The following is a 22259-nucleotide window of genomic DNA, read 5'->3' as shown; positions in this document are numbered from 1 at the left end:
CGTTACGATAAAGGAGTTCGCCCCGGATGATGGCCAGGGACAGGTTGTGGTCGGCGGCGCAGGCGCGCAAACGTTTGCGCGCCCGTGCCTGGTTCGATTATTTTCTTGAAACCGGAAGCCCCGTGTGTACAGTATGGCGTTCCGTGAGCGCCGGGCCCGCAGAGAACGAAAATCCAATCACCGACAGGGACCATGAGAAAGACCGGATTCGACAATGAAAGATATCTCGGGGAGCAGAAAGAAGCCATCCTCGAACGGGTGAGCGCTTTCAACAACAAGCTCTACCTCGAATTCGGGGGGAAGCTGTTGTTCGATTATCACGCCGCGCGGGTGCTTCCGGGTTTCGATCCGAACGTCAAGATGCGCCTCTTGCAGCAGCTCAGTGACCGCGCCGATATCATCCTGTGCATCTACGCCGGCGACATCGAGCGCAAAAAGGTGCGGGCCGACTTCGGCATCACCTACGACGCCGACGCCCTCAAGCTCATCGACGACCTCAAGGATTATGGCATCGACATCTGCGCGGTGGTGATTACCCGCTACGAGGAACAGCCCTCGGCGGCCATATTCAAAAAGAAGCTGGAGCGGCAGAACGTCCGGGTGTACACGCACCGCTTCACGCGCGGCTATCCCACCGACGTGGACCTGGTGGTGAGCGACAAGGGCTACGGCGCGAACGAGTATATAGAGACAAAAAGCCCGCTCGTTGTGGTGACCGGCCCGGGCCCCGGGAGCGGCAAGATGGCGACCTGCCTCTCGCAGGTGTACCACGATCACAAACGCGGCAAAAGCAGCGGCTACGCGAAGTTCGAGACCTTTCCCATCTGGAACATCCCGCTCAAGCACCCGGTCAACCTGGCCTACGAGGCGGCCACCGCCGACATCGCCGATTACAACCTCATCGATCCGTTTCACCTCGAGGCGTACGGCGAGATCGCCATCAACTACAACCGCGACGTCGAATCCTTCCCGGTGCTTCGGCGCATACTCGAGAAGATTGGCGGCTCGAAGACCGCGTATAAATCGCCGACCGACATGGGGGTCAACCGGGCGGGATTCGGCATTACCGACGACGAGGTGGTGCGCGAGGCGGCGCGCCAGGAGATCATACGGCGCTACTTCCGCTACTCGTGCGAGTACGTTATGGGTTTCGTGGAGCGCGAAACCGTGCAGCGGGTCGAGCTCCTCATGAAGGAGCTCGAGATTGCGCCCGAGAGCCGCCCGGTGTTTATCCCCGCAAGGAAGGCCGCCCTCGAGGCGAAGGAGACGGGCAAGGGGAACGAGGGGATCTTCTGCGGCGCCGCGGTCGAGCTTCACGACGGCTCGATCGTCGCGGGCAAGAACTCGCCGCTGTTGCACGCCGCGCCGAGCCTGGTCCTCAACGCGGTGAAAAAGCTCGCCGGCATACCGGACCGCATCCATCTTCTCTCGCCGCACATCATCGATTCGATCATGCGCCTCAAGGGCAATATCCTCGGTTCGAGGACCTTAAGCCTCGACCTCGAGGAAACGCTCATCGCGTTGTGCATAAGCGCCGAGGCAAATCCCACGGCGCTCATCGCCATGGAGAAGCTCATTGACCTTAAGGGATGCGAGATGCACATGACGCACATCCCCTCGCCCGGCGACGACGCGGGACTGCGTAAGCTCGGGATCAACTGCACGTCCGAACCGAATTTCTCGACGAAGAACCTGCTGGATATCTGAGCCCGGGGCGCCGCGCGCGGCAGGCGGACACGGGGAAGGCCGACGGGGCCTTCCCCGCGCGTATATGGCTATCGCCGCATGACGGGCAGGATGAGGTGCGACGGGCGTTCCCGGTCGTGGAACACGCTCTGGCGCGCCTTAACAGTCGCGGCGGTCGTGCCGTTGTCCTCGCCGGTCTGCAGATTGCGCCCGTATTCGGGGAAGTTCGAACCGGCTATCTGCAGGCGTATGCGGTGCCCCTTCTTGAAGAGCATGCTGGTGTTGCCAACCTGGATCTCGAATCTATAAACCCTGTCCTTCTCGAGTGGCGCGGGCCTGAGCAGCGACTCCCGGTTGCTCGCGCGATACACCGCGGACTGGATATTCACCGAGGTGCCGTCCGGACGCACCTGTGCGAGCTTGACGGCGAAGTCGGTGTCACGCGCCGACGAGGAGGCGTAGAGCACAAGCCTCACCGGTCCGGTGACCTCGATATCAGATTCGAGCGGCGCGGAGGTGTAGACGAGCACGTCGTCCCTCGACTCGACCTCGCGCTGGTCGAAGGGGCCGGCCTTGAGCTTCCCGAAGATGGAGGTCCCGCCGACGCTCGGCACGGGGTTTTCCGGGTCGGCGATGTACGAGTCGGGCTTTCCGGCCGCGGGGGCCGTTTCGGAGAGAACACCGTCGCCCTTCGCCGAGTTGGCCCCGCCGTCGCTCTTAAGGTAGTACGGCGTGTACCGCGTTCCGGCCGGCGGCCATTCGTTCGCGGTGCGCCACTCGTTCGCGCCCATTGTGAAGAAGCGCACGGGCCCGTCGTCGAGGATGCCGTTTTTCTCGCCCTTCAGCCAGTAGTCGAACCATGCGAGTATCACGCGCACCTGCTTCATGAACGAGGCCTGCTTGCCGAAGTCGGCGTCCGCGAACTTCGATTTCGAGGCGTGCGTCCATGGCCCCACCAGCAGCACGCTCCGGCGGGCCTCGTCGCTGCCGCCCGCGGCCTTCATGCGCCTGAAGTCATCGATCGCAAGGTTCAGATAGTAGTCGTACCATCCGTCGATGATGAGGGCCGGCGCCTGAATGTCGGCCACCTTGTCGTCCACGCGCACGCGGTCCCAGTAGGGGCCGGGGCGCGGATGGGCTATCCAGTCGTTGTACGCCGGGATGTCGGCCCCGAGCGAGTCATCGGCCTTTGAAAGCGGGAGGGTGCGCACGGCCCTGTCCCAGTCCACGCCCTCGGCGTTCTGTGCGCGTTTCGGGGCGTTCTCGTAGTGCCACACCAGCACGTCGTTAAGCCTGAAGATGCCGTTGTAGATCCAGCGCGGGTAGACGTCCTGGCTCGTCACAATGGGGACCATGGCCCTCAGGTATGCGCTTCGAAGGGGGGCCGGAAGCCACTGCGTGGAGCCCCAGTAGGAGAAGCCGTAGGCGCCGACCTTCCCGGTGCTCCATTCCCGCGAACCCGCCCACTCGATGGTGTCGTGCCCGTCCTTCGCCTCGGAGATATAGGGGTAGAATTCACCCTCGGAGTCGAACTTGCCGCGCACATCCTGAACGATGAACACGTAGCCCTGGGAGGCGAAGAGGCTCGCGGTGAACGAGTATTTGTGGCCCGGGTTGCGCTTGCCGTACATGGTGCGCAGCACTATCACCGGGTACTTTCCCTCTTTCGAGGGGCGGTAGATGTCGGCCGACAGTCGTACACCGTCGCGCATCGGCACCATAACGTCCTTCCGCACGGTTACGGAATGTCCGGGGGCCGGCAGGCCCAGATACCAGGCGATGATGCGCCATTGCATGCACCATACCAGAACGGCGCACAGTGCGAGCGTGATGACGACAGGAATGGTTATTTTGAGGATGCGCGAACGCGACGAATTCATGATGTCCTCCTTAAAAGCGCGATTGGCGTTGCGATCGTGTGGAATGATAGGGGGGGCGACCGATATTACAAGGATATTTATACCCGGTCGGCGCGTGGTGTCGGGGACCGCCGCGCGAACGAATTTTTCGCACGCCGATGCAAACATAATTTGACAACAGGCGGGCATGTGTGTATCGTCATCAGAACATTTTGCACAACGCGAGGTGAAAGCGATGCCTAAAACGGGCGAGATCAAGAAGGAAGCGAAGAAGAAACCTCAGAAGACCACCAAGGAAAAGAAACAGGCGAAGAAGGAGAAAAAGCAGAACCGGGATCGCGAGTAGGCGTGTTCCCCGAAGGCCCGCGTCCGGCGGGCCTTCACATCATCTCCCCTCTCTGAGAAAAGAAATTAGAGCGCCCGGGCCTCGCGTCCGGCCAGGAGCCGCTCGAGCAGCTCGCGGTGCCGGTCCCTGTTCTCCTCGCAGTCGTGCTTTGTCGCCAGAAAATGCTCCATGATGCTCTCGGGGCTCTCGTCGATCATGCGGATGCCGCGCTCCACGGGCACCGCGCCCTTGGCGATGAGGCAGCACTCCTCCTCGCCCGGCTCCACGACGATCCGGCCGCTTTCGTCCACCCAGAAGGGATATATCTTGCACACCCGCGGGCGCCGCTCGCCCAGCACGCACCCCTGGCCCCTGCGGAGAAAGACGCACTGCGCGCGCTCGTTCTTGCGCGTGGTGAGGCGGAAAAGCCGCCCGTCGATTTCGGTCATGCCGGCGCGCCACCAGAACTCGGCGTCGTCCAGGTATTCCTCGTAGTACTCGCCGGCCTGCGCGGCCTCCTCGAGCGTGTAGCCCAGATCGAGTATGGCCGAGATGTCGGCGATGGTAAGCGGAACGTAGCTTTCGGCGCAGCAGCTCTCCTCGTTACCGGCGCACTGAAGGCACCCGGAGGCGATGAAGAGCCCGTGCTCGCTCTGGCAGGCGTTGTCGGCGGCCATGGAACAGTCCTTTGACGAGTGAGAGTAAACGCGGCGCCGGTGCGGCCGGTCGCCGGTGGTGCGCAACGACCATTGAAAAACGCACCGGCGGTAAAAACGCAAGACATTTTGCGCCCCCGCGGGTCAAACGGAAAATTTTTTTCGGGGGGTGATGGGAAGGCCCGTGCGGCGGGCGTACGCTCATTTCGAGGGAATATGCGCCAGTATCGCTTCGAGCGCCGGGGCCTTCACTCCGGCGCCGCGCACCAGCTCCATGAGCCCGTCGGCGAGAAGCCTCATCTCGCCCGGGGCGTTGCGCACGTGCAGGGCGGCAAGGAACTCCATGTCGGCCCTCGCCATGCCGAATCTCAGGGCTTTCAGCATGAGGCGCCCGGGCATCAGCTCTAAGACGCGGAGCTTGGACGGCGTGACCGGAACGCCGATGGCGTGAAGCGCCGCGAAGCACTCCCTGATGGAGCGAAGCATGAGCCGCAGGATGTCGCTTCTTCCGGCGAGCGAGGCGGGGGAAGTGCCGGCCATGTACAGGGCGGCCGCCAGAGGCAGTATCCAGCACACGTGGGTCTTCTGCCAGGCCTCCATGTTCCGCTCGACGGCGACCGGGAATCTCGCATTGCGGAAGGCGGCCTATCCGCGAGCTGGAATATCGACACAAAGCCCGTCGAGTAGAGGCGGTTGAATTCGGTGATGGTCGTTCGTACCCACCTTTCGCTTTGCGGCGAAGCGGTGAATATCCGGAACGTGTCGAGCGGGCAGCATAATGCGGCTACCGGGCCATCAAAAAGTTCATCGAAAACAGGAAAAACCGTAAGCGAATAACCCTTACTTTGACCGTTGACGTTCGGCTAAAAATGCGTCAAGTGCGCGTTTGCTCTCTTCAGTGGCCTTGAAGGGTTCCCTGTTTTCCCATACATCGATATCCAGCCAGCCCGTATATCCATCGTCGAGAATTTGATTTAACATCGACTTCCAGTCCATTGAACCCTCGGTCAACGCCAGATGGGTTGAACTGCGGGATTCTATCTGTGTGCAGGTGCCGTCGTTGCCGGCCAGGTGGAGATAACCGATATAGGGTTGGAGCTCTTCAAGCAATGGTAACGGGTTCTGTTTGCTGAAGATATTGATATGTGTGAAATCGCACAGCGCCTTTAAATGATCACTGTTCGCGGCTTTTAATATCCGAAACCAGATCTCGGGAGTATTAACCTGTTGCACGGGCTCTGCTTCCAGAACAAGCGGAATGCCGGCGTCTTCCGCAAGTCGGGCGCACTGTGTATAGACCTCCGCCATATAGTTGATGCTCTGTTCATTGGGGCCGCTGCCGAATAATTCGCCCGCCCAAACACCCATCGCATTACAGCCGAGCGTAACGGCTAAATCCAACATGTTCTGGATAAACGCCACATAGTCTTTTCGGCAGATGGAATAAGCACTCGCGGGATGCCCGTTGCCGAGTCCCCCCGGCAGCGATTGTATGCTGGCGATAACCAATCCATGATCTTCAATTCGTTTTCTCAGCGCAAGCCGTTTTGAATTATCGACAGGATAGTTATCAGGCATCCCGAATAATTCAACACCGTCAAAGCCAAGTCTCGCCGCGTGGGCCAGGATCGCATCAAAATCATATGGGTGATTGTATACGACGTGAGCCCAGCCAAAACCATTAAGCCCCATGGCGGTTTTATACTTTTTCATTTTATTCCCCTTATGTTTGATATTCGGGTTGAATACAGAGAAAATCCCTCTCTGTCTGAAGCACGGTTCTTCCAGGAATATGGCTACATATCGGAAGCCACACTCAGGGGCGGAAGCATCTTCCCCGGACAAAACGACTATTCGCCATTTTGCATAGAATACAAAACATTTGCACAAAAGTCAATTAAAATTATTTAGCCTTTTATGGTGCAGTTCTCGAGGTGTGTACCGCGCCCGTTTTCCATGGACAAAACCAGCGCCGGGCCGATGGTTCAGCGTTGGTGAAGAATAATCGGTTCGGGGCAGGAGTCATGTTTAAGTCGAGTGCTGAATGAGACGGGGTGAAGACGTGTGAATACGTGTACGCTCAAACGCTGGTTTTCGGGACAATCCCGACAGTTCGCGCTCTTCTTCGCGGCGGTGGCCGTGTTCGGCTTCTCTCAGCGCGTGGTGGACGCCACACTCAACAACTTTCTGGCCGAAACCTTCTCAAATAAACGAGTTCCAGCGCGGCTTCATGGAGCTCCCGCGCGAGATGCCGGGCTTCCTGGTCATCTTTCTCTCGGCGCTCTCCTTTTTCGTGGGAAGCCGCCGCCTGGCGGCCCTGTCGCGCGCGGTCCTCATACGAGCGCCCCGGCCAACGCCTCGGCGAGCCGCGAGCGGAAACGCGCCATCGGGGAGATCAACACCGCCGTGCTCGAGGTGGACAGGGTCACGCGGAACAATTCGTCCCTGGCCGGGGAGACCGCGGCCATCGGCACGGAGACGTCCCGTTAGGCCGGCGAGATGCGGGAGCTTACGGGCAGGTTCATCGTGAGCCGGCGTAGACAATAGGGGCTGGAACGCGGTGGCGTAATGATTGGCTTGACAGGTCGCATATTCGCTTATATCATAACAAGACCGTTGGGAACGCGCGCTGTGACGGTCGAATGGATTCCCGTTGCCGGCAGACGGGTTCGCCGCTTTTCCCGTGGCGCGCTTGATTATAATGAGAGGTTTTCACGATGAAATCGACGGACGCTGTTCTGGAACGATTGAGGGAAACCGTTCCGGTGCTGTCCGAAAGATACAACGTTAAACGCATAGGCGTTTTCGGATCGTATATACGCAACGAGCAGAAGGAAGCGATCTCGACGTTCTTGTCGATCTCGGTCCGGAACCCTCGCTCGGGCTGTTCGGGCTCGTCGAAATGGAAGAGTACCTGTCGAATACCGTGGGCGTCAGCGTGGATCTCGTCACGCTGGAGGGACTCAAGCCCCGTATCGGCAGAAGAATCCTCGAAGAGTTCGTGTACCTGTGACCGGAAGGAGCGCGAGTGATTACATCCAGGACATCATCGATTCGATCGATGCGATAATGATTTTACCGGCGCGATGACGTACGACGAATTTATCGCGGACCGCAAGACCATCTACGCGACCGTGCGCGCGATACAGATTATCGGCGAGGCGGCGAAAAAGGTGCGGGACGATCTCCGTTAGGCGTAACCGATGGTGCCATGGCGCAGCATGGCCGGCATGAGGGACAAGGTTACCCATGAGTATTTCGGTATCCAAATGAGGATTCTCTGGAATACCATAAAAGAAGATCTGCCGCCCCTGAGAGGTGTCCTGTCCAAAATTCTACGCGAGATCGACCGTAACGAAGGCTGATCGGTTGCATGGCTGCTCACGGGGGCGGACAAACCTCAAGAAAATCATCTATCCGCTGCTTGAGCTTTATGAGCGCCGTGATCGTTTTGTCCCCGGTGTCCATGAGCATTTCGTCGTCGATGGCGATCTCCGTGCCCACGGAAACGGTAGCGTCCCACTCTCTCCACTGGCCCGCGAGGGCCATACCGAAGCAGGCCGACAGGATGTCCGAGCTCGTCTGCGCGAGACTCGCGAGCACGCTGTTAAGCGCCGAACGGTAAGACTCGCTGTTTTTCCACGACTGTAGCCTGAACTCGTCGATATTGAAAAGCTCTCCGGCGGTGTGCTTTCGGGCAGGCAGGCTCCCTGTGTCGTTCCTGACGGGGCCTTCGCTTTCGCTCCGGTGCGGCCCTCCGCGCGCTTCCGTGTCCTGAGCCTCGGGGATTTTGGCCGGGGACCCGTCGCGCGTTGTGGTGGTGCGGTCCTGTTTTTCCATGCCGCCTCCTGGCGTATCCATCCGGTCACCCGGCGGGCCGAACGGAGAGTGCCGCGCCTTTCTGCGCGGGAAAGAGGACGGCACCCCGGCATACGGATGGAAGGTCGCCGGGGTGCCGCCAGCGACTGTCTGTATGTACCGAATATAGCCGAAGAGGCTCCGGGGAGCTCTACCTTCGCGGTCTACCTGGGAAAAAGTTTGATGTTAAAAGCTTCCGGGGGAGATGAGGCGGTCAGTCCCGCTCCGCCGGTGTTGTGATTTAACGCCCGGGGGTCGCGGTAGCGCTGTGCCATTGCACTCCCCGGCCGTTATGGAGCGTTAAGTGTTACGGGAATACCCTGTCATTGCGAGCCCCTGTCTCATCGGGGCGTGGCAATCTCTTTATAGCGGATGCTCCATGAATCGACGTGTTGTCCTTTGAGATCGCCACGTCGGCCCGCGGCCTCCTCGCAATGACCGCGCACGCTTGGGATTTAATGTACCCGCTCCGCCGGAGGGATTTCGTTCAGCCGCAAAAAGTGTTGCGTTTCCCGCGGGTGTCCGCTACCATGCGACAAAAACAGAGAGGAGCCGAAATGAAAGACGCTCCCATCCCCAATCCCGAAACCCGGCTCGGCGTCATCAAGCGCTGCCTGCACGTGCTGGCGCTTCTGCAGAATCCTTCGGATACGGTGCAGTGGAACGCCGGAAGCCTCGCCGACCTGCTCTCCATGGACGAGCCGCGCGACCCCATCACCGACAAGGCCGTGCGCGACTATATCCAGAAGTACCTGGTAAACGATTTCGGAATAGAGGTCGCCACCGAAAAGGGCAAGCGGCACACGGGGCTCCGCATCCCGCTCGGCGAGGAGCTCCAGCTCCGCATGGCCGCGGTCTATTCGGGTTTCGTGACCGCGGACACGGGCCGCGACATTATACTGCGTAAGCTCATCGCGCGCCATCCGGAGGACGGCCTGTGGATGCTGGCCCGCGTCTACTTCGCCGCATTATTAAAAAAGAAGATGGAGTTCGACTACACCCCGGCCGCGGCGAGCGAGCCGCGGCGCTACCGCGTGCACCCGTATCACCTGGTGTTCCGCAACAACAACCTGTACCTGGTGTGCAGAAGCCTCACGCATAACGTCACCGCGCTCTTTATCTTCAACCGGATCAACGCTCTTGCCGTGCTCGACGACGAGTTCCCCGAGGACGCCCCGCCGGTAGAGGAGGTCTTCCGCGATTCGCTGGGCTCGTTCATCGGCCCGAAATACGCCGTGGCCCTTCGCTTCCACGAAAAGCTCCTCGGCACGATGGAGGAAAACCTCTCCATTCTCGACCCGGACATCCGCCCCGACGGCGAACACCACTACCGCGCCTCTTTCACCGTCTCGGACGATCGCTTCCTCTGCAAGCAGCTCTTCCTGTACGGAAGAAACGTGGAGATCCTCGAGCCGCCCGAACTGCGCAAGACCATGGTCCAGATGCTCAAAGAGAGCTCTTCGGTGTACCGGCGCGCCCGCTGACCGCTTTGCGCCTGCGCCTGTTTTTTAAACCTCGACCTCGAAGGTGTACCATTCCCTCCGCGTTTTCCGCATTATTGGCGTACTCATTTCAATAATGGAAGTACCGCGCGTCCGTTGAGCGCGTCGTCGTGAGGCGGCCCACGGCTTCCGCGCCGGATGGCGGACGCGATGCACAGGGAATGGTGCCGGCGGCATGGTCATTCGAAAAAAAACCGATAATCGGTCCGCCGCGCCCGTCTCAAGTACCATTACGTTCGGGGACCCCGCGGACCCCGCGTCACGGAGGATGAACGAGATGTGCCACGACATCATACTTACCGGCGCAACCGACATTCACATCTTGAAGAAAGAGTATGGATACCGCCTTCGCGCGGGAATGGGACAGTCGATACTCCTGGCCGGCGTCACCAGCTTCGAGTGGCGCGTGACGCAGGGCCTCTCGGCCCCGCTCACGCGCCTGTACGCCGGTTCCGAGAGCGGCAACACGGAGGAGTTCGTACTGCACGCGCAGTTCGGCGCGCCCTGCACCGTGCGGATATCGAATCCCGACGCGCGCTGTTACCTGTACATAGGACCGAAAGCGGAGTGAGTCACCGTATCCCGCCGCGGAGGAGGAGACATGAAAAAGAGCCACTGGCTGCTGACAGGCTTCATGGCGTTCAACACCGCCTGCGTCGTCGAAAACGCGTTTCCGGGCTGGAGCGCGCTCTACGCCTCCGCATGCGAGGTGGCGGGAGGCGCGTTCGACCTTGTCGCCGCGGTGACGGACCACTGGGTCAACCGGCACGGAATATATCTTCCGACGTATCCGGAGTTCGAGTTTATCGCCTGGAGCGAGGCGTCACTCTACCTTACGCTGGGTCTGTTGGTGCGTCTGCTGGTAAAAAGCGAGCTCGCGCTCCGCGCCCTGCGGCGCGAGCGCCTCGAGCGCGAGATGAAGGAGGAGGCGGTTGCGGTGCGTGTTTCGGCGGCCGCCAGGTCGGGTGCGCATCCGCCCGCCGGGGAGAAGAGCCGGAAGGCGCCCGCTCCTTCCTCCGGCAGGGCCCGGCGCGCGGCGGCCACGGAGCCCGGGGCGGAGCCGGACGCGGACATGACGAAGGCCTTTCCCATCGAATCGAAGTCCTCGGAGCTCGCCTTCGTCATCGAGATCGCCATACAGCGCGGTCATTGGGTGGCGTTCGATTACGAGGACAGGCGGTTAAACTCCACGCGGCGCTGGGTGAGGCCGCTTCGCGTACTGTCGTACCGCGGTGAGGCGTATATGACGGGCTTTTGCCGCCTTCGCGGGGAGGAGCGCACGTTCAGGATCTCGCGCATGAGCGCCGTGCTGGTGGTGCCGGACCGCAGGCCGGGAAGCAAGACCGCCTAACGGAATAACGGGCCTGGGTCCAGGTGCCCGCCCAGCTTCCGGACGTGCTCCAGCAGTTTTGCATACTGCGGCGCCTTCTCGAGCACCCCTGGGCATCCCAGCAGCACCAGGTGCTCGCGGGCGCGCGTAAGGGTGACGTTGAGCTTGCGGTCCACCGCGCCGTCGGGGGAGAGCGATTGGGCCTGGGCGATCCTACCGGGATGGTTGAGGGCGAACGAGACCACGATGATGTCGCGCTGGCTCCCCTGGAAGCGCTCGACGGTGTCGACGGTGACGAGCGCGTCGAGGTCGAGCGGCGAATCGATTTCGGCGATCTCCCTTCGGATTTCGCCTATCTGGGCGCGGAAGGGGGTGATGACGCCGAGCGACCTAACCGTAAAATCCCCGCCGAGTGCGCTAAGCGCGCATTCGACGATCCGCCGCACCGCGCGCGCCTCTCCCCTGTGGGTGCGCGTTCCGGATTCCGCCGTGGACGGAAAGAAGACCACGCGCGCGGAGCCGAGCGCGCGCTCGAGCACGTCGCCCGAGGCGGGATCGAACATCCCCCGCGCGGCCGTCTGCCGTTCGAGGGCCTCCGTGAGCCTTCCGCCGTAGTACTCGCGGTTGGAGAATTCGGCGATGTCGCGATGCATGCGCCCCTGGGTTACGAGCATGCCGTGCGCCTCACTCCAGCCCCTGGCCGCGGCGTTTCGCACCAGCCGCTCGAAGAGCGAGCCCGAAAGCGAGGCCAGGCCGATGTCGCGAAGCTTCGTGTCGTCCACCACGCAGTGTTCCTCGGCCTGGGTCACCACTGCCGGAAGCTGTTTCTCGTCGCCGATCAATATGAAGCGCTCGAAGCGCGTTAAAAGGCCTGCAAGGGCGGGCTCGGTGAGCTGCGAGGCTTCGTCCACGATGAGCGTGCGGAAGCGCTTTATGCGGAAGAGCGCCGGCGCGCGCTGGGCCGAGGCCGCGGTCGAGACGAAGACGCGCTCGGCGCGCAGGCGCCCATAGAGCTCGGCGGGGCCCATTTCATCACTGAGCGACTGCATGCTCTTCTGCGCGTTCCCCGCGTCGCGCCCGAGGCGGATGAAGGGTATGGATGCCTCGGCGAGGTTGTCGCAGATCTCGTCCACGGCGCGGTTGGTGAAGGCGATTATCATGAGGTTTTCGGACGTTCCGCGGTGCAGGTGTCGCACGATCTCCTTCAGCGCGATGGAGGTCTTGCCGGTGCCGGGCGGGCCCTGTACGAGATAATAGTCGCGCGAAGAGAGCGCGCGCCCGAGCGCGTCGGCCACGGCGCCGTCGCCGCCGTCGTAGTCGAGCGGCACGGGACAGGTTTCCTCGAAGCGCGGGCGAGAGAGGCCGAGGATGAGGCCGCGCGTTTCGGCCGGGGCGCAGAGGAAGGCGTAGAGCGCGCGGTAGAGGTCGTTGAAGCCGGACTCCATGAGGTCGCGCTCGAGTGACCAGTAGGGAAACTGTTTCAGGTAGCGCCGGTCGGCGTTCCTGTTTCGCAGGGCCACCGTCACGAGGTCGGGCGACAGCTCGCGGATCGTCCCCTTGAGCACGGTCCGCTCCCATGGCCTGGACTCGCCCTGTTTCTCCACGGGATAGAGAAGGCAGATATCGCCCGTGCGGAAGCCGGTCTCCCTGTCGGTGTAGAGGCTGCGCTTGAAGGTTAGGTGAAATTTTTCGAAATCACACTTTTTAGGCTCAATCTCGAGGTAGTGCAGTATGGAATAGGACTGCTGTTTCTGGTCGACGCTCGCGTTCCAGAGCGCCGCGTGGCCGGCGCTTCCGGCGCGGGAGGCCGCGCCGAGCTTCGCCGTCCACTGCTCGCGCGCGACGAACGAGGCGAAGGCGGAAAACCAGGCGCGCTCCAGCGGCGCGGTCGATGCGAGGGCGCGGTGAAATTCCCCGGCCCACTCGCGCACATATCCCGGCATGCCGGCGAAGGCGTCCGGGCGGATGGAGTGGAGCACCGACGTGTCGCCGGAAGCGAGCCGCCGCTCGAGGGACACGATGCGGTTGCGCACCATGAGCGCGTTCTGGCGGCTGGACGTTTTGCTTTCAACATGGCGAAGCGGCGTTCTTCCGCTCGCGTCGGAACAGTAGAGGATACAGCCCGCGCCCTCGCGGCCCCGGAAGGTCGAGTCGAGCATGAGCTCGTAGCACAGGGCCTGGGCGGCGTCGTTGGGCCACGGCCCGCGGCCGTCCGGGACCCGCCCGGACGACTTGAGCTCGATGACGTCCCAGCGTTCGCCCCCGTGCTCCACCAGGAGGTCCAGCCGTCCCTGCAGGCCGTACCGCGGGGAGATGAAACTCGGCTCGATGTGGATCTGGGAGGAGCGGAATTCCTGCAGGCATTGTTTTATAACGGCGTAGTGGGTCCTTGCCGAGTTCTTCAGAGAATCGATCGCCGCCGGGTCGGGCCCCGCGTCGCCGTGCAGCAGCGCGGCGATGTCGAGCGCGCATTCGGCCGTCGCCTCGCCGAAGAGCCGCTCGAAGGGCGCCTTGCCGTCGGCGACCAGGCGGTCCAGCAGATGGTTGGCGATGGTTCCCCTGACAATGGACTCCCGTATCTCGTAGGGCCTGAACCGGTTGAGGAGGTGCACAAGCGGGTTCGCCCCGCTGTTTGAAAAACAGCCCGCGACCGCGGTGGCGTCGACCAGGTAGTCGGGCTCGAGCACCACCATGGAAGACCGCGTGGTGGAATACAACCGCTCGCCCTTCGAGAGCTTCTCTATGTCGAAAAGGTGCACCGTGGCCGGGATCCAGGCGAGGTCGGCCATGTCGCCTATCTTTTGCCCGGGCGCGTCGCCGTCGTGGTCCCAGAACGAGATCCCGAGGCCGTCGCCGTTGCCGTCGGAACATGCCAGGAAACTCTCCGCCGATCTGCCCGCCGGCTTCGCGCGCTTCACCGCGCGGACTACGGCGCGGAGGAATTCGATCCGCTCCCTCGGCGGGGTCTCTTTCCCCTTCATGGAGATATGCGCGACGGGGCCGTAGCGTTCGGTGAGCGCTTTCGGCGCGCCATGCGGCGAGAAGTATTCTATCGCGCCGCACAGGGTCTTCAGGCATACGAGGTACTTCTCCGTGTCCGGGTCGGGATGCCCCGGGTGATGGAAGAGATTGGTGTAGGCGCGCAGGGCGTTAAGCTCCCTCTGGAGGTCTTTCGGAGCGTTATAGGTGTCGTAGATGAAGTACATGCGCCCGGCGTGATCGGAGGCGAAGCACAGGCGCTCGTCGCGCGTGAGGTGCAGGAAGAGCTCCTCGAGCGTTACGCGGAACCGGTCGAGCTTGAGGGCGGCGTCGTACACGGCCGCGTCGATGTCGCGGACCTGGCCGAAAAGCAGGTCGGCCGTTTCGGCCTGGATTTTTTTCATCGGTATGCGTCCTCGATGTATTTTCGGGAGGTGCCGCCGCGGGCTCACTTCCCGTAGTATACGTAATTGTACAGCGCGATGTCGCGCCCGCCGAAGCGTTCGGCGAGCGCCGCCAGGGCCCGCGCGAACGCCCGCGCCGGGGACACTCTGGGGACCAGCATGGCGTCGGTGACGGCCTCCAGGAACGCGCGGCTGCGCTCGAACTCGAGCAGCCAGCGCGTGCCGATGTAGGTGCGCACCCCGGCGCGCATGGCGCTGCAGGCGAAGGAGTGCGCCGCGAAGGGCATGGAACGCGCACTGTGGCAGGAGTTGGAGATGATGAGGTCGGGCGGCGTGTTCTCTATGCAGCGGAGGCTCCCACAATGGAAAATCTCGCCGTTTACGCAGCGCCAACCGGTCTCCTCCTCAGACGGGCCGTACTCCGAGTGGCCGAAATACAGCACGGCGTCGTAGCGGCGCGTGCCGAGCTCCTTCTGGAGCGCGCCGCGGGACTCGGCGACGGCGGTCCGTATCTTGACGGGGGAGCGCAGGGAGTAGGCCCCGAGCCAGTCGGCGATCTCGCCGAAGAGCGGTATGCCCTCGGCGGAGCCCAGAATCACGAGCGCCCCCTCCTTTTTCTGCGTGGTCGGCTCGAGCCGGCGGTAATCGATGGTCCGGTTGAACATGCGCTGGAGGGGAATAGGCGTTCCGTACAGCCGGTTGAACGCGACCTCCCAGGGAATGCCGGCGAGCTCGGTGTCGAGGTGCAGTCGAAGTCCTCCGGCGGCGCCCCGTATCCGCTCGTCCAGGCCCTGAGGCATGAGCATGGAGCGTACCAGGCCGGCGAGATCGTCCAGCTCGCGCTGTGAATCCTCTCCGCGCAGAACATTGGCGTTGATGCGCGCGTATATGGCGTCGATCTCCGCGCGCACGGTCTCCACGACCGAATCGCTGAGGTCGGACAGGGTGAACTTGTAAGGGGTGCCGTCCGCGTCGAAATTGAAGACGGCGGCCCCCGTGGCCGGGACGAGGCTGACGGTGAGGCGGGGGGCGCTTTCCATGCGGATGGAGGTCAGGCCGTCGCGATCGGCGGAGTGTATGTAGAGCGATTCGCTGCCTGGCTCCGGGATGTCCGAGTTCGGGATGTACGACTCGCTGTCGATGTAGCACAGGTCGAATCCGAGCTCGCGGGCGATGAGGCCCAGCTGCATGGAGAGTATCTTCTTGCCGCCGGTGATGTCGCATAACGTATGGCCGTCGAACGGGCGCGACGCGAGGGCCCCGCGGATGGCGGCGTAGTTGGCGTCGTGGTCGGCGGAGGAAAGCTCTATCGTCTCAATGCCCCCGCGCGGAATGGAACCGTCGAGCGCGGGAAGCACCCTTTCCCGAAGCAGTTTGCCGTGGCGCGGCGGATGGAACAGGACGAGTTTCGGCGGCGCGAAGGCGTTGGCGACGATGAGCGAGGGGATGGGATTGTGCCCCAGGGTGAGCGCCAGCCTGCCGTAGCGGGGGATGAGGCCCGAGCGCGCCCTCTCCCCGGCCTGCTCGCGAAGTATTTCGGTTATGCGCGGACGGACCTCGTCGAAATACAGCCTGAAGCGCTCCTTGCGTTTTGCGGCCTTCAGGCGCCTTGTGAGTTCCGGATCGACGGCGTGCGCCGGCCTCTGCTCGATCAATAGGGTGCTTCCTTTCTGTTTATTGGATTGAACGGTTCGCGCCTATCCTGCGCCCGTCGAGTGTAAAATTCAAGCATTTTGCGCGTACCGCGCGTTTTTTGCCGATATTTCCCCATGTATCCTCGTCGTACCATGCATGGGATGAGCATATGAGCGGCGCGGGCCCTTCGTAAAAGGATTGACGGATGATGGAATTCGTGTACACGGTACGGTTTCATGAGAACAAGCGCGGCCTGATCGCCATGAAACCGGACCATCCCATCGATCCACCGGACAACCGCAACGCGATGAAGGCCATCGCCGAGCATCACGATATCATCCGGGCGTACGTGCGCAAGCTCGGGCGCAACTACCACGGCGCGTTCAACGAGCACGATCTCGACGACATCACGCAGGCGGTTTTCGAAAAAATTCTCAGGGACGGTCTGCGTTCCTTCCGGGGCCTCTGCCCCCTCTCCGCGTACCTTGTCATAATCGCACGCAACGAGTTTAGGGACCAGATGCGGGCGATGAAAACGCGCCGCGAAAAAACCGAACACTGCTTCGACGCCGAAGAGCTCGACCGGCGGTCTTTTCCGGCCTCCGGGCCCGGCCGCGGCGCGGGTTTCGAGCTCGCACTGGAGGACCGCGATATGCTGGAGTTCGTGAAGGCCGAGGCGGCGCGCCTCCCCGGAAAGCAGGCCCTTATCTTCGCGATGATCGCCCTCGACGGCATGACCCAGCAGGATGCGGCGCGCGCCCTGAACCTGCGGCAGTCCACCGTATCCGAGCATTACGCGAAGGCGCGAAAGCTCGTGTTGTCCGCGCTTAAAAGGCGCCATCCCGACGTGGGGTTCGATTAGGAGGGCGCCATGGACGAAAAACGGCTGAATAAAATCCTTGAGGCGCCCCCATGCCGCGACGACATGTCCGAACTGGTGATGGCCTTCGCCGAGGGGCTCATCGGAAGCGAGGCCGAGCGCGAGCGCGTGATGGCCCACATGGCCGCGTGCGACTCGTGCCGCTACTTATTCGAGGACTATTACCTCTACGAGGAGGCGCTCGCCGAAACCGCTGCGGACGAGACCACCCGCCTGCCGTCGGTCGCCTTCGCCGTCGCCTCCGGAGCCGTGCGTCCGGCCGCCAGCCCCTATCTGGACTCCGGCGCGCGCGCCCACGTGCTCGGCGACTCCGACGCGCCCGTCGCCGATTACCGTCTGCCTATGCGCCGCGGCGAACTGCCGTTTCGGGTCATCGCGACGGAACGGGGCGCCACCCTCGAGGTCCGCGCGGTCGACGACTCGGCGAAGTACTACCTCATCGGTAAGCGCGGCTACACGGTGGCCCGCGTCTACGACGGCTTTGCCGTCTTCGAGCGCGTTGGCCCGGGCGAGTACCTGCTGTCGGAAAATCTGAACGGATTTGTGGGGATTTCGATTAAAGATTGAAGATTGAAGATTGAAGATTATGGCCCCCTGCGACGACCGTCATCGTCGCCCGGGGCTTCCCGCCTTTCCTCTCTATACTCGGCATTTCACAACCGCCATGCCCGACGGCGCGCGGACGTATTGAATAAAAAAGAGTTGAAACGGTTTATACGATTTGCTACATAACGGATAGTGGCGGGGATGCTTCGATGAAAATGAAAATTGATTATTCGCGGGAAAAAATCGCGGACTTCTGCCGCAGGAACCGTATCCGCCGCCTGTCGTTTTTCGGTTCGGTTCTGCGCGATGATTTCGGCGCCGACAGTGATATCGACGTGCTGGTGGAGTTCGAGCCCGGAGTAAGCGTCGGTCTTCGGTTTTTCGATATCGAAATGGAACTCTCCGGGATACTCGGCCGCAGGGTCGATCTCAACACCGAAGGTTTTTTAAATCCGCGATTTCGCGACAGGGTGCTGGCTGAAGCGGAAACGGCCTATGCTTCCTGAGAAAGACCGCGTTCGAATTCTCGATATGCTCGACCATGCCGGCGAGGTGCTCCGCTTCGCTGAGGGGAAAAGTCGTTCGGACCTCGATGAACTACGCTGGCTGAATCTTTCCCTTGTGCGGCTCCTTGAGATAATCGGGGAGGCCGCGTCGCGTGTTTCGGACCGGACGCGTGACGAGTATCCGGCCGTTCAGTGGCGTCAGATAATTGCGCTCCGAAACCGGCTTATTCATGGGTACAACCAGGTGGATTTCGATATCCTGTGGGACATAGTGAGAGAGGACATTCCGCGCCTTGTGTCGGACCTCGAGAGCATTGTCCATAACTGGTGAGACTTTAAGGGTCAAGATTACAGATTGAAGATTATGGCCCCCTGCGACGATCGTCATCGTCGCCCGGGGCTTCCCGCCCTTCCTCCGATATGGATGGCCTTCCCCCTCATTCCTCACGCGCGTACCCCGCGGCAATTGCCCGCTCCTCGTTTTCAAAGAGGATGCGCTCCTCAGGAAGGTGGCGGCCGAAGCTTTCGGGCGGGCCGTAGCGCCCGGTGCGCAGGTTTCCGACCCACCAGTACGGGGCGCGGCCGCCCAGGCGGAGGCGGAAGCGCGCGGGTTCCTCCGGAAGGGCGCGTCCCGGGGCGAACAGGCCGCGGCCCTCGCGGCGCGCCTCGGCGCAGGCGCCGGCGAACTCGACGGCCATGCCCATGGCCGGGTGCACCAGGTAGGGCAGGGCCAGGCCCTCGCGGACCAGCGATAGGTTTACGTTCGTTTCACCGCGAAAAACCAGGCCCAGTGTACGGCCGTGCCGGTCGAGCGCCTCGGCGGGAGTGCTCACGCGCACCCTCGAGCCCTTCGGCGCGAGGCGCGCGAGGCGCCGCGCCGCCATGGAGGCCCAGGGCTCCTGCGACGATCCCTTGTAGCGCGATTCCGGCGCATCGATATTGACGAGGCGAACCCGCAGGCGCCGCCCGTCCTCCCTCAGCACGATCAGCGTGTCGCCGTCAACAACGCGCGAAACGACCGCCTCGAACCCGTCGGACGGCGCGCCCTGCAGAAGTATCGCGGCGAGTACGCCGGCTATAATCGCGTGCATGCCCGGTCCTCCATAATGCCATGGTGCAAACATGAATCCGATGGAGAATACCCGGCGCGCGGAAGGCGCGCAAGCAAAAAGCTTAGCGTATTTTTCTTATGACCACGTTAACTTTCGGAATGTTCCTGAAGTGAGCGTCCCCGGTGTAGAGGAACAGCCCGTATTGTTTCGCGAGTGCGGCGATCCATATGTCGTTTTCGGGTATCGGCGAGCCCTTCTTCCGCAGATCGCTTTTAATTATGCCGTATTCCCTTGCCGTCGTGATGTCCGGTTCCAGTACGGAAGAAGAAATTACAAATTCTTCCAGTTTCGCGAGGTTTTCTTTTCGCTTTGTCGATGTATAGGCTCCATAGTATAGCTCGCCGATAACGACGGTGCACAAATGAACCTCGGAGGCTTCACGCAACCAGTCTGATATATCGGGATCTCCGTTGAACAACGCAATTACTACATTGGTGTCTATCAGATATTTACCACTCACTTCGGTCCACCCTCTCGCACTCCGCGACCGCTTCTTTCATTTGCCGTATGGATTTTTTATCGAACGTCCCCGAAAATCTCAGCAGATCGGTTCCGCGGGCCCCGGCCGGCCTTGAAACAAGCAACGCCCGCGCAAAATCATGCAGTTTTTTCTGCTGCCCGGGTGATAATTTTTCAACATCCTCGATAAGGGCTTTTTTTATGCCTCGAAGCGTCATCGTGTACCGCCTCCCAGTGTGTATTCCCGTGATTGTTCAAAAATAGTATTTTCCGCGAATTATTACAACGAATTTCCGGACGCGGAAGCGGATTCCGGCGTTTCCGCGCTTACCGCGACAGGCCCCCGGAAAAATTTCCGATATTTCCCGCCGCGCATCCGTCGCAGTATGAATGGGCGGCCGGAAACACGCCCGAAGACCCGGCGGAAACGGAGGGCAACCGTGATTGTACAGCACATGCCGTACGCACTTCTGCTCTGCGCCGCGCTCTGCGGCGCGGCCGCGGCCGAAACGGCCCCGCGGAAGATGTACGTTTCCGCCCTCGGTGCCTCGGGGGTGGGTGTTAAAACCGCGCGGGTGGCCACCGACGCGCTGGTGCTCGCGCTCCTGGGCCGGGCCGACGACCGCCGCCGCGTGCTCGGCGACGACGACATACGGGCGCTGTACCGCCGGGCGGAGACGGCCATGGCCGCCGGGAAGGGCGCGGACGAGCAGGTGCGCGAGATCGCCGACGCGGTGGAGGCCGACGAGATCGTCTACGGCGAGGTGCGCGCCGAGGGGCACCTGCTTCGAATCGTCGCCCACTGCATGGCGCGCCAGGGCGCGAAGGGTTTTTACAAGAAGTCCATGGTCGATTTCACCTGCGCCGAGGCGGAGCTGGCCTACTACATGGGTGAGGCGGCGCGCGCTCTGGTCGAACCGTCGTACAGAATGGCGGTAAAAAGCGCCGCGCCCGAGGGTCTGCCCACGCTCGCGCCGATAGCGGTCCTGCGCTTCGACGCCGCCGACGGGGCCATGGCGGCCGCGCTCTCCTTCCTTAAAGACGAGCTCTCCGCCGCCGACGCGTCCTTCGAGGCGGGCCGGGCCGAGGAGGCCCTTGCCGCCTACGGCGCCCTGCTCGAGCGCGTGGACGGCAGGCTCTCCGACGAGCACCGCAGGGCGCTCGCTCCTTTCCGCGGCGCCGTGCGCGAGCGCATGGACGCGGCGCTCGCCGTAATCGCCGCCGTGCACGACGCGGCAGGCGACGGGCGTTACCGCGCGTGGGAGTTCGCCGAGGCGCGCCTGTGCTACGAGGCCGCGCTCATGGAGGCGCGGAAGATTAACGGCGCCGCGCGCCGCGTCCCGCTCGAGAAGGCGCTTGTTGCCAAGGCGTCCGCCTCGGCAAAGACCGGCGAGAACCACCTTAACGGCCGCGTGCGGACCCTCGTCGAACGCGCGATGGCGGCGAACCTGCGCGACGAGTTTGCCGAGGCCTCGGCGGCGCTTTCGGAGGCGCGCTCCTGTATTATCGACTCGGCGTTTTTTTCGGCGGACGCCTTTCGCGCGTACAACGAGGCGGCGCGCCGCGTCGGCGGCGAAAACGCCGGAGAGATCGCCCCCGGCGAGCACGGCATCTTCATGACGCGCGCGGGCGCGCTCATCCGCGACCGCGAGGTCCTTGTGGTCGACGCCTGCGAATTGGAAACCGAGGGGCGGACCGCGCCCCCGCCGCGAAGGATCAAAAAGGGCGAAAAGTACGGCCTCGTGGACGCGGGCGGCAGGATCATACTGGATTTCGTCTACGACGAGATCGACTGCTACGGCGAATACCTCGCGCGCTTTAAAAGCGGCGGGCGATGGGGATACCTGAACGACCGGGGCGCGGTGCGCCTTCCGGCGGTCTACGACGAGGCCGAGAGCTTTTTTGGAGGCCGCGCCAGGGTGCGGCGCGGGGTGCTGTGGACGTGGATAAACGCCTCCGGCGCGAACGACCCCGACCCGGACGAGCAGCTCAAAGCGGTTTACTGCGAGGAGAAGGGCCTCTACGGATATGCCGACGGCGAGGGCCGCGTGTTCATCGCGCCGCGCTACGTCGATGCCCGCGCCTTCGACGGCAATCTCGCCGCCGTGCGCCTCGCGAACGGATGGGGCTTCATCAACCGGCGCGGCACGCTTGTGGCCGGCGGCTGGTACGACGAGGTGCGCGGCTTCGCCGAGGGCCTCATCGCGGTGAAGAAGGACGGCTTCTGGGGATACATCGACTCCGCGGGAAATACCATCCTCCACTGCACTCTGGACGAGGCCGGCGACTTCAGCAACGGCAAAGCGGACATCACCTACCGCGGGTGCCGGGGCACCGCATACCGCAACGGGTATTTCGAGTATTATACGTGGAGGTAGGGCTAATGGTTTTGCGGCAGTCGGGTGTAAGGGTTTCCCTTACATGCGCGTTCGCGCTATGCGCCCTTGCGCGCGGTGAAATGGGGTTGACGGATTGGGGATTAAAGATTACAGATTAAAGATTGAAGATTGAAGATTGGCCAT

Annotated in this window: 21 protein-coding genes and 1 pseudogene; 12 read left to right on the top strand and 10 right to left on the bottom strand. The window is 62.3% G+C overall.

The window, feature by feature from the left end:
- Nucleotides 1-192: 192 nt before the first annotated feature.
- Nucleotides 193-1707: a DUF1846 domain-containing protein gene (locus VLM75_08425; protein ID HSV96943.1), complete on the top strand. Its 1515-nt coding sequence runs from the start codon at nt 193-195 to the stop codon at nt 1705-1707.
- 68 nt (nt 1708-1775) lie between these two features.
- On the opposite strand, the gene VLM75_08420 is transcribed toward VLM75_08425, so the two are convergent.
- The 4 genes from VLM75_08420 to VLM75_08405 form a co-directional block, all read right to left on the bottom strand.
- A complete protein-coding gene (locus VLM75_08420; protein ID HSV96942.1) occupies nt 1776-3566 on the bottom strand; it encodes a CocE/NonD family hydrolase in 1791 nt (596 codons plus the stop codon).
- 390 nt (nt 3567-3956) lie between these two features.
- Nucleotides 3957-4547: a YkgJ family cysteine cluster protein gene (locus tag VLM75_08415; GenBank protein HSV96941.1), complete on the bottom strand. Its 591-nt coding sequence runs from the start codon at nt 4545-4547 to the stop codon at nt 3957-3959.
- A 180-nt stretch (nt 4548-4727) separates the two neighbouring features.
- Nucleotides 4728-5126 carry a hypothetical protein gene (locus VLM75_08410; protein ID HSV96940.1) on the bottom strand — a complete coding sequence of 133 codons (399 nt, stop codon included), beginning with the start codon at nt 5124-5126 and terminating at the stop codon, nt 4728-4730.
- Nucleotides 5127-5366: 240 nt separating this feature from the next.
- Nucleotides 5367-6239: a sugar phosphate isomerase/epimerase family protein gene (locus tag VLM75_08405; protein HSV96939.1), complete on the bottom strand. Its 873-nt coding sequence runs from the start codon at nt 6237-6239 to the stop codon at nt 5367-5369.
- 351 nt (nt 6240-6590) lie between these two features.
- Between VLM75_08405 and VLM75_08400 the strand changes: the two genes are divergently transcribed.
- The 3 genes and pseudogenes from VLM75_08400 (at nt 6591) to VLM75_08390 (ending at nt 7891) form a co-directional block, all read left to right on the top strand.
- A complete protein-coding gene (locus tag VLM75_08400) occupies nt 6591-7016 on the top strand; it encodes a hypothetical protein (protein ID HSV96938.1) in 426 nt (141 codons plus the stop codon).
- 319 nt (nt 7017-7335) lie between these two features.
- Nucleotides 7336-7539, top strand: a complete 204-nt coding sequence (locus VLM75_08395; GenBank protein HSV96937.1) for a nucleotidyltransferase domain-containing protein — start codon at nt 7336-7338, stop codon at nt 7537-7539.
- Nucleotides 7540-7612: 73 nt separating this feature from the next.
- Nucleotides 7613-7891, top strand: a pseudogene (locus tag VLM75_08390) (DUF86 domain-containing protein).
- 16 nt (nt 7892-7907) lie between these two features.
- On the opposite strand, the gene VLM75_08385 reads toward VLM75_08390, so the two are convergent.
- Nucleotides 7908-8387 (bottom strand): hypothetical protein, encoded by a 480-nt coding sequence (locus VLM75_08385; GenBank protein ID HSV96936.1) that lies wholly within the window; start codon nt 8385-8387, stop codon nt 7908-7910.
- A 554-nt stretch (nt 8388-8941) separates the two neighbouring features.
- On the opposite strand from VLM75_08385, the gene VLM75_08380 reads away from it, so the two are divergent.
- From VLM75_08380 to VLM75_08370, 3 genes are all read left to right on the top strand, one after another.
- On the top strand, nt 8942-9868 hold the full coding sequence (locus VLM75_08380) for a WYL domain-containing protein (GenBank protein HSV96935.1): 927 nt from the start codon (nt 8942-8944) through the stop codon (nt 9866-9868).
- Between the two features lie 295 nt (nt 9869-10163).
- Nucleotides 10164-10457: a hypothetical protein gene (locus VLM75_08375; protein ID HSV96934.1), complete on the top strand. Its 294-nt coding sequence runs from the start codon at nt 10164-10166 to the stop codon at nt 10455-10457.
- A 30-nt stretch (nt 10458-10487) separates the two neighbouring features.
- Nucleotides 10488-11237: a WYL domain-containing protein gene (locus VLM75_08370; protein HSV96933.1), complete on the top strand. Its 750-nt coding sequence runs from the start codon at nt 10488-10490 to the stop codon at nt 11235-11237.
- On the opposite strand, the gene VLM75_08365 is transcribed toward VLM75_08370, so the two are convergent.
- Nucleotides 11234-14599, bottom strand: coding sequence for an AAA domain-containing protein (locus VLM75_08365; GenBank protein ID HSV96932.1), 3366 nt, complete (start codon nt 14597-14599; stop codon nt 11234-11236). The two genes, VLM75_08370 and VLM75_08365, sit on opposite strands and share 4 nt — an antisense overlap.
- Nucleotides 14600-14643: 44 nt before the next feature.
- A complete protein-coding gene (locus VLM75_08360) occupies nt 14644-16254 on the bottom strand; it encodes a CHAT domain-containing protein (GenBank protein HSV96931.1) in 1611 nt (536 codons plus the stop codon).
- A 185-nt stretch (nt 16255-16439) separates the two neighbouring features.
- On the opposite strand from VLM75_08360, the gene VLM75_08355 reads away from it, so the two are divergent.
- From VLM75_08355 to VLM75_08340, 4 genes are all read left to right on the top strand, one after another.
- Complete coding sequence (locus tag VLM75_08355) at nt 16440-17096, top strand: RNA polymerase sigma factor (GenBank protein ID HSV96930.1); 657 nt, start codon at nt 16440-16442, stop codon at nt 17094-17096.
- 9 nt (nt 17097-17105) lie between these two features.
- Complete coding sequence (locus VLM75_08350) at nt 17106-17681, top strand: zf-HC2 domain-containing protein (GenBank protein HSV96929.1); 576 nt, start codon at nt 17106-17108, stop codon at nt 17679-17681.
- Between the two features lie 188 nt (nt 17682-17869).
- Entirely contained in the window at nt 17870-18166 is a 297-nt protein-coding gene (locus VLM75_08345; protein ID HSV96928.1) for a nucleotidyltransferase family protein, read from the top strand.
- Nucleotides 18156-18497 (top strand): HepT-like ribonuclease domain-containing protein, encoded by a 342-nt coding sequence (locus VLM75_08340; GenBank protein ID HSV96927.1) that lies wholly within the window; start codon nt 18156-18158, stop codon nt 18495-18497. Before VLM75_08345 ends, VLM75_08340 begins: the two co-directional genes overlap by 11 nt.
- A 106-nt stretch (nt 18498-18603) precedes the next feature.
- Here the strand turns inward: VLM75_08340 and VLM75_08335 are convergent, their stop codons facing one another.
- The 3 genes from VLM75_08335 to VLM75_08325 form a co-directional block, all read right to left on the bottom strand.
- Complete coding sequence (locus VLM75_08335) at nt 18604-19257, bottom strand: thermonuclease family protein (protein ID HSV96926.1); 654 nt, start codon at nt 19255-19257, stop codon at nt 18604-18606.
- 82 nt (nt 19258-19339) lie between these two features.
- A complete protein-coding gene (locus tag VLM75_08330; protein HSV96925.1) occupies nt 19340-19738 on the bottom strand; it encodes a type II toxin-antitoxin system VapC family toxin in 399 nt (132 codons plus the stop codon).
- Nucleotides 19728-19955, bottom strand: coding sequence for a hypothetical protein (locus VLM75_08325; GenBank protein HSV96924.1), 228 nt, complete (start codon nt 19953-19955; stop codon nt 19728-19730). The genes VLM75_08330 and VLM75_08325 overlap by 11 nt, the downstream gene beginning before the upstream one ends.
- A gap of 222 nt (nt 19956-20177) precedes the next feature.
- Here VLM75_08325 and VLM75_08320 point away from each other — a divergent pair, with 222 nt between their 5' ends.
- Nucleotides 20178-22115: a WG repeat-containing protein gene (locus tag VLM75_08320; GenBank protein HSV96923.1), complete on the top strand. Its 1938-nt coding sequence runs from the start codon at nt 20178-20180 to the stop codon at nt 22113-22115.
- Nucleotides 22116-22259: the final 144 nt, after the last annotated feature.

The organism is Spirochaetota bacterium, assembly GCA_035477215.1.
Taxonomy (GTDB): domain Bacteria; phylum Spirochaetota; class UBA4802; order UBA4802; family UBA5368; genus MVZN01.
This window is presented reverse-complemented; position numbering and strand designations above follow the sequence as displayed.

What these genes read in the sequence shown, in the direction of transcription:
- VLM75_08345 (HSV96928.1), top strand. Translation starts at nt 17,870, where the DNA reads ATGAAAATGAAAATTGATTATTCGCGGGAAAAAATCGCGGACTTCTGC.
- VLM75_08425 (HSV96943.1), top strand. Translation starts at nt 193, where the DNA reads ATGAGAAAGACCGGATTCGACAATGAAAGATATCTCGGGGAGCAGAAA.
- VLM75_08355 (HSV96930.1), top strand. Translation starts at nt 16,440, where the DNA reads ATGATGGAATTCGTGTACACGGTACGGTTTCATGAGAACAAGCGCGGC.
- VLM75_08325 (HSV96924.1), bottom strand. Translation starts at nt 19,955, where the DNA reads ATGACGCTTCGAGGCATAAAAAAAGCCCTTATCGAGGATGTTGAAAAA.
- VLM75_08385 (HSV96936.1), bottom strand. Translation starts at nt 8,387, where the DNA reads ATGGATACGCCAGGAGGCGGCATGGAAAAACAGGACCGCACCACCACA.
- VLM75_08340 (HSV96927.1), top strand. Translation starts at nt 18,156, where the DNA reads ATGCTTCCTGAGAAAGACCGCGTTCGAATTCTCGATATGCTCGACCAT.
- VLM75_08420 (HSV96942.1), bottom strand. Translation starts at nt 3,566, where the DNA reads ATGAATTCGTCGCGTTCGCGCATCCTCAAAATAACCATTCCTGTCGTC.
- VLM75_08380 (HSV96935.1), top strand. Translation starts at nt 8,942, where the DNA reads ATGAAAGACGCTCCCATCCCCAATCCCGAAACCCGGCTCGGCGTCATC.
- VLM75_08350 (HSV96929.1), top strand. Translation starts at nt 17,106, where the DNA reads ATGGACGAAAAACGGCTGAATAAAATCCTTGAGGCGCCCCCATGCCGC.
- VLM75_08410 (HSV96940.1), bottom strand. Translation starts at nt 5,126, where the DNA reads ATGGAGGCCTGGCAGAAGACCCACGTGTGCTGGATACTGCCTCTGGCG.
- VLM75_08375 (HSV96934.1), top strand. Translation starts at nt 10,164, where the DNA reads ATGTGCCACGACATCATACTTACCGGCGCAACCGACATTCACATCTTG.
- VLM75_08365 (HSV96932.1), bottom strand. Translation starts at nt 14,599, where the DNA reads ATGAAAAAAATCCAGGCCGAAACGGCCGACCTGCTTTTCGGCCAGGTC.
- VLM75_08405 (HSV96939.1), bottom strand. Translation starts at nt 6,239, where the DNA reads ATGAAAAAGTATAAAACCGCCATGGGGCTTAATGGTTTTGGCTGGGCT.
- VLM75_08335 (HSV96926.1), bottom strand. Translation starts at nt 19,257, where the DNA reads ATGCACGCGATTATAGCCGGCGTACTCGCCGCGATACTTCTGCAGGGC.
- VLM75_08370 (HSV96933.1), top strand. Translation starts at nt 10,488, where the DNA reads ATGAAAAAGAGCCACTGGCTGCTGACAGGCTTCATGGCGTTCAACACC.
- VLM75_08415 (HSV96941.1), bottom strand. Translation starts at nt 4,547, where the DNA reads ATGGCCGCCGACAACGCCTGCCAGAGCGAGCACGGGCTCTTCATCGCC.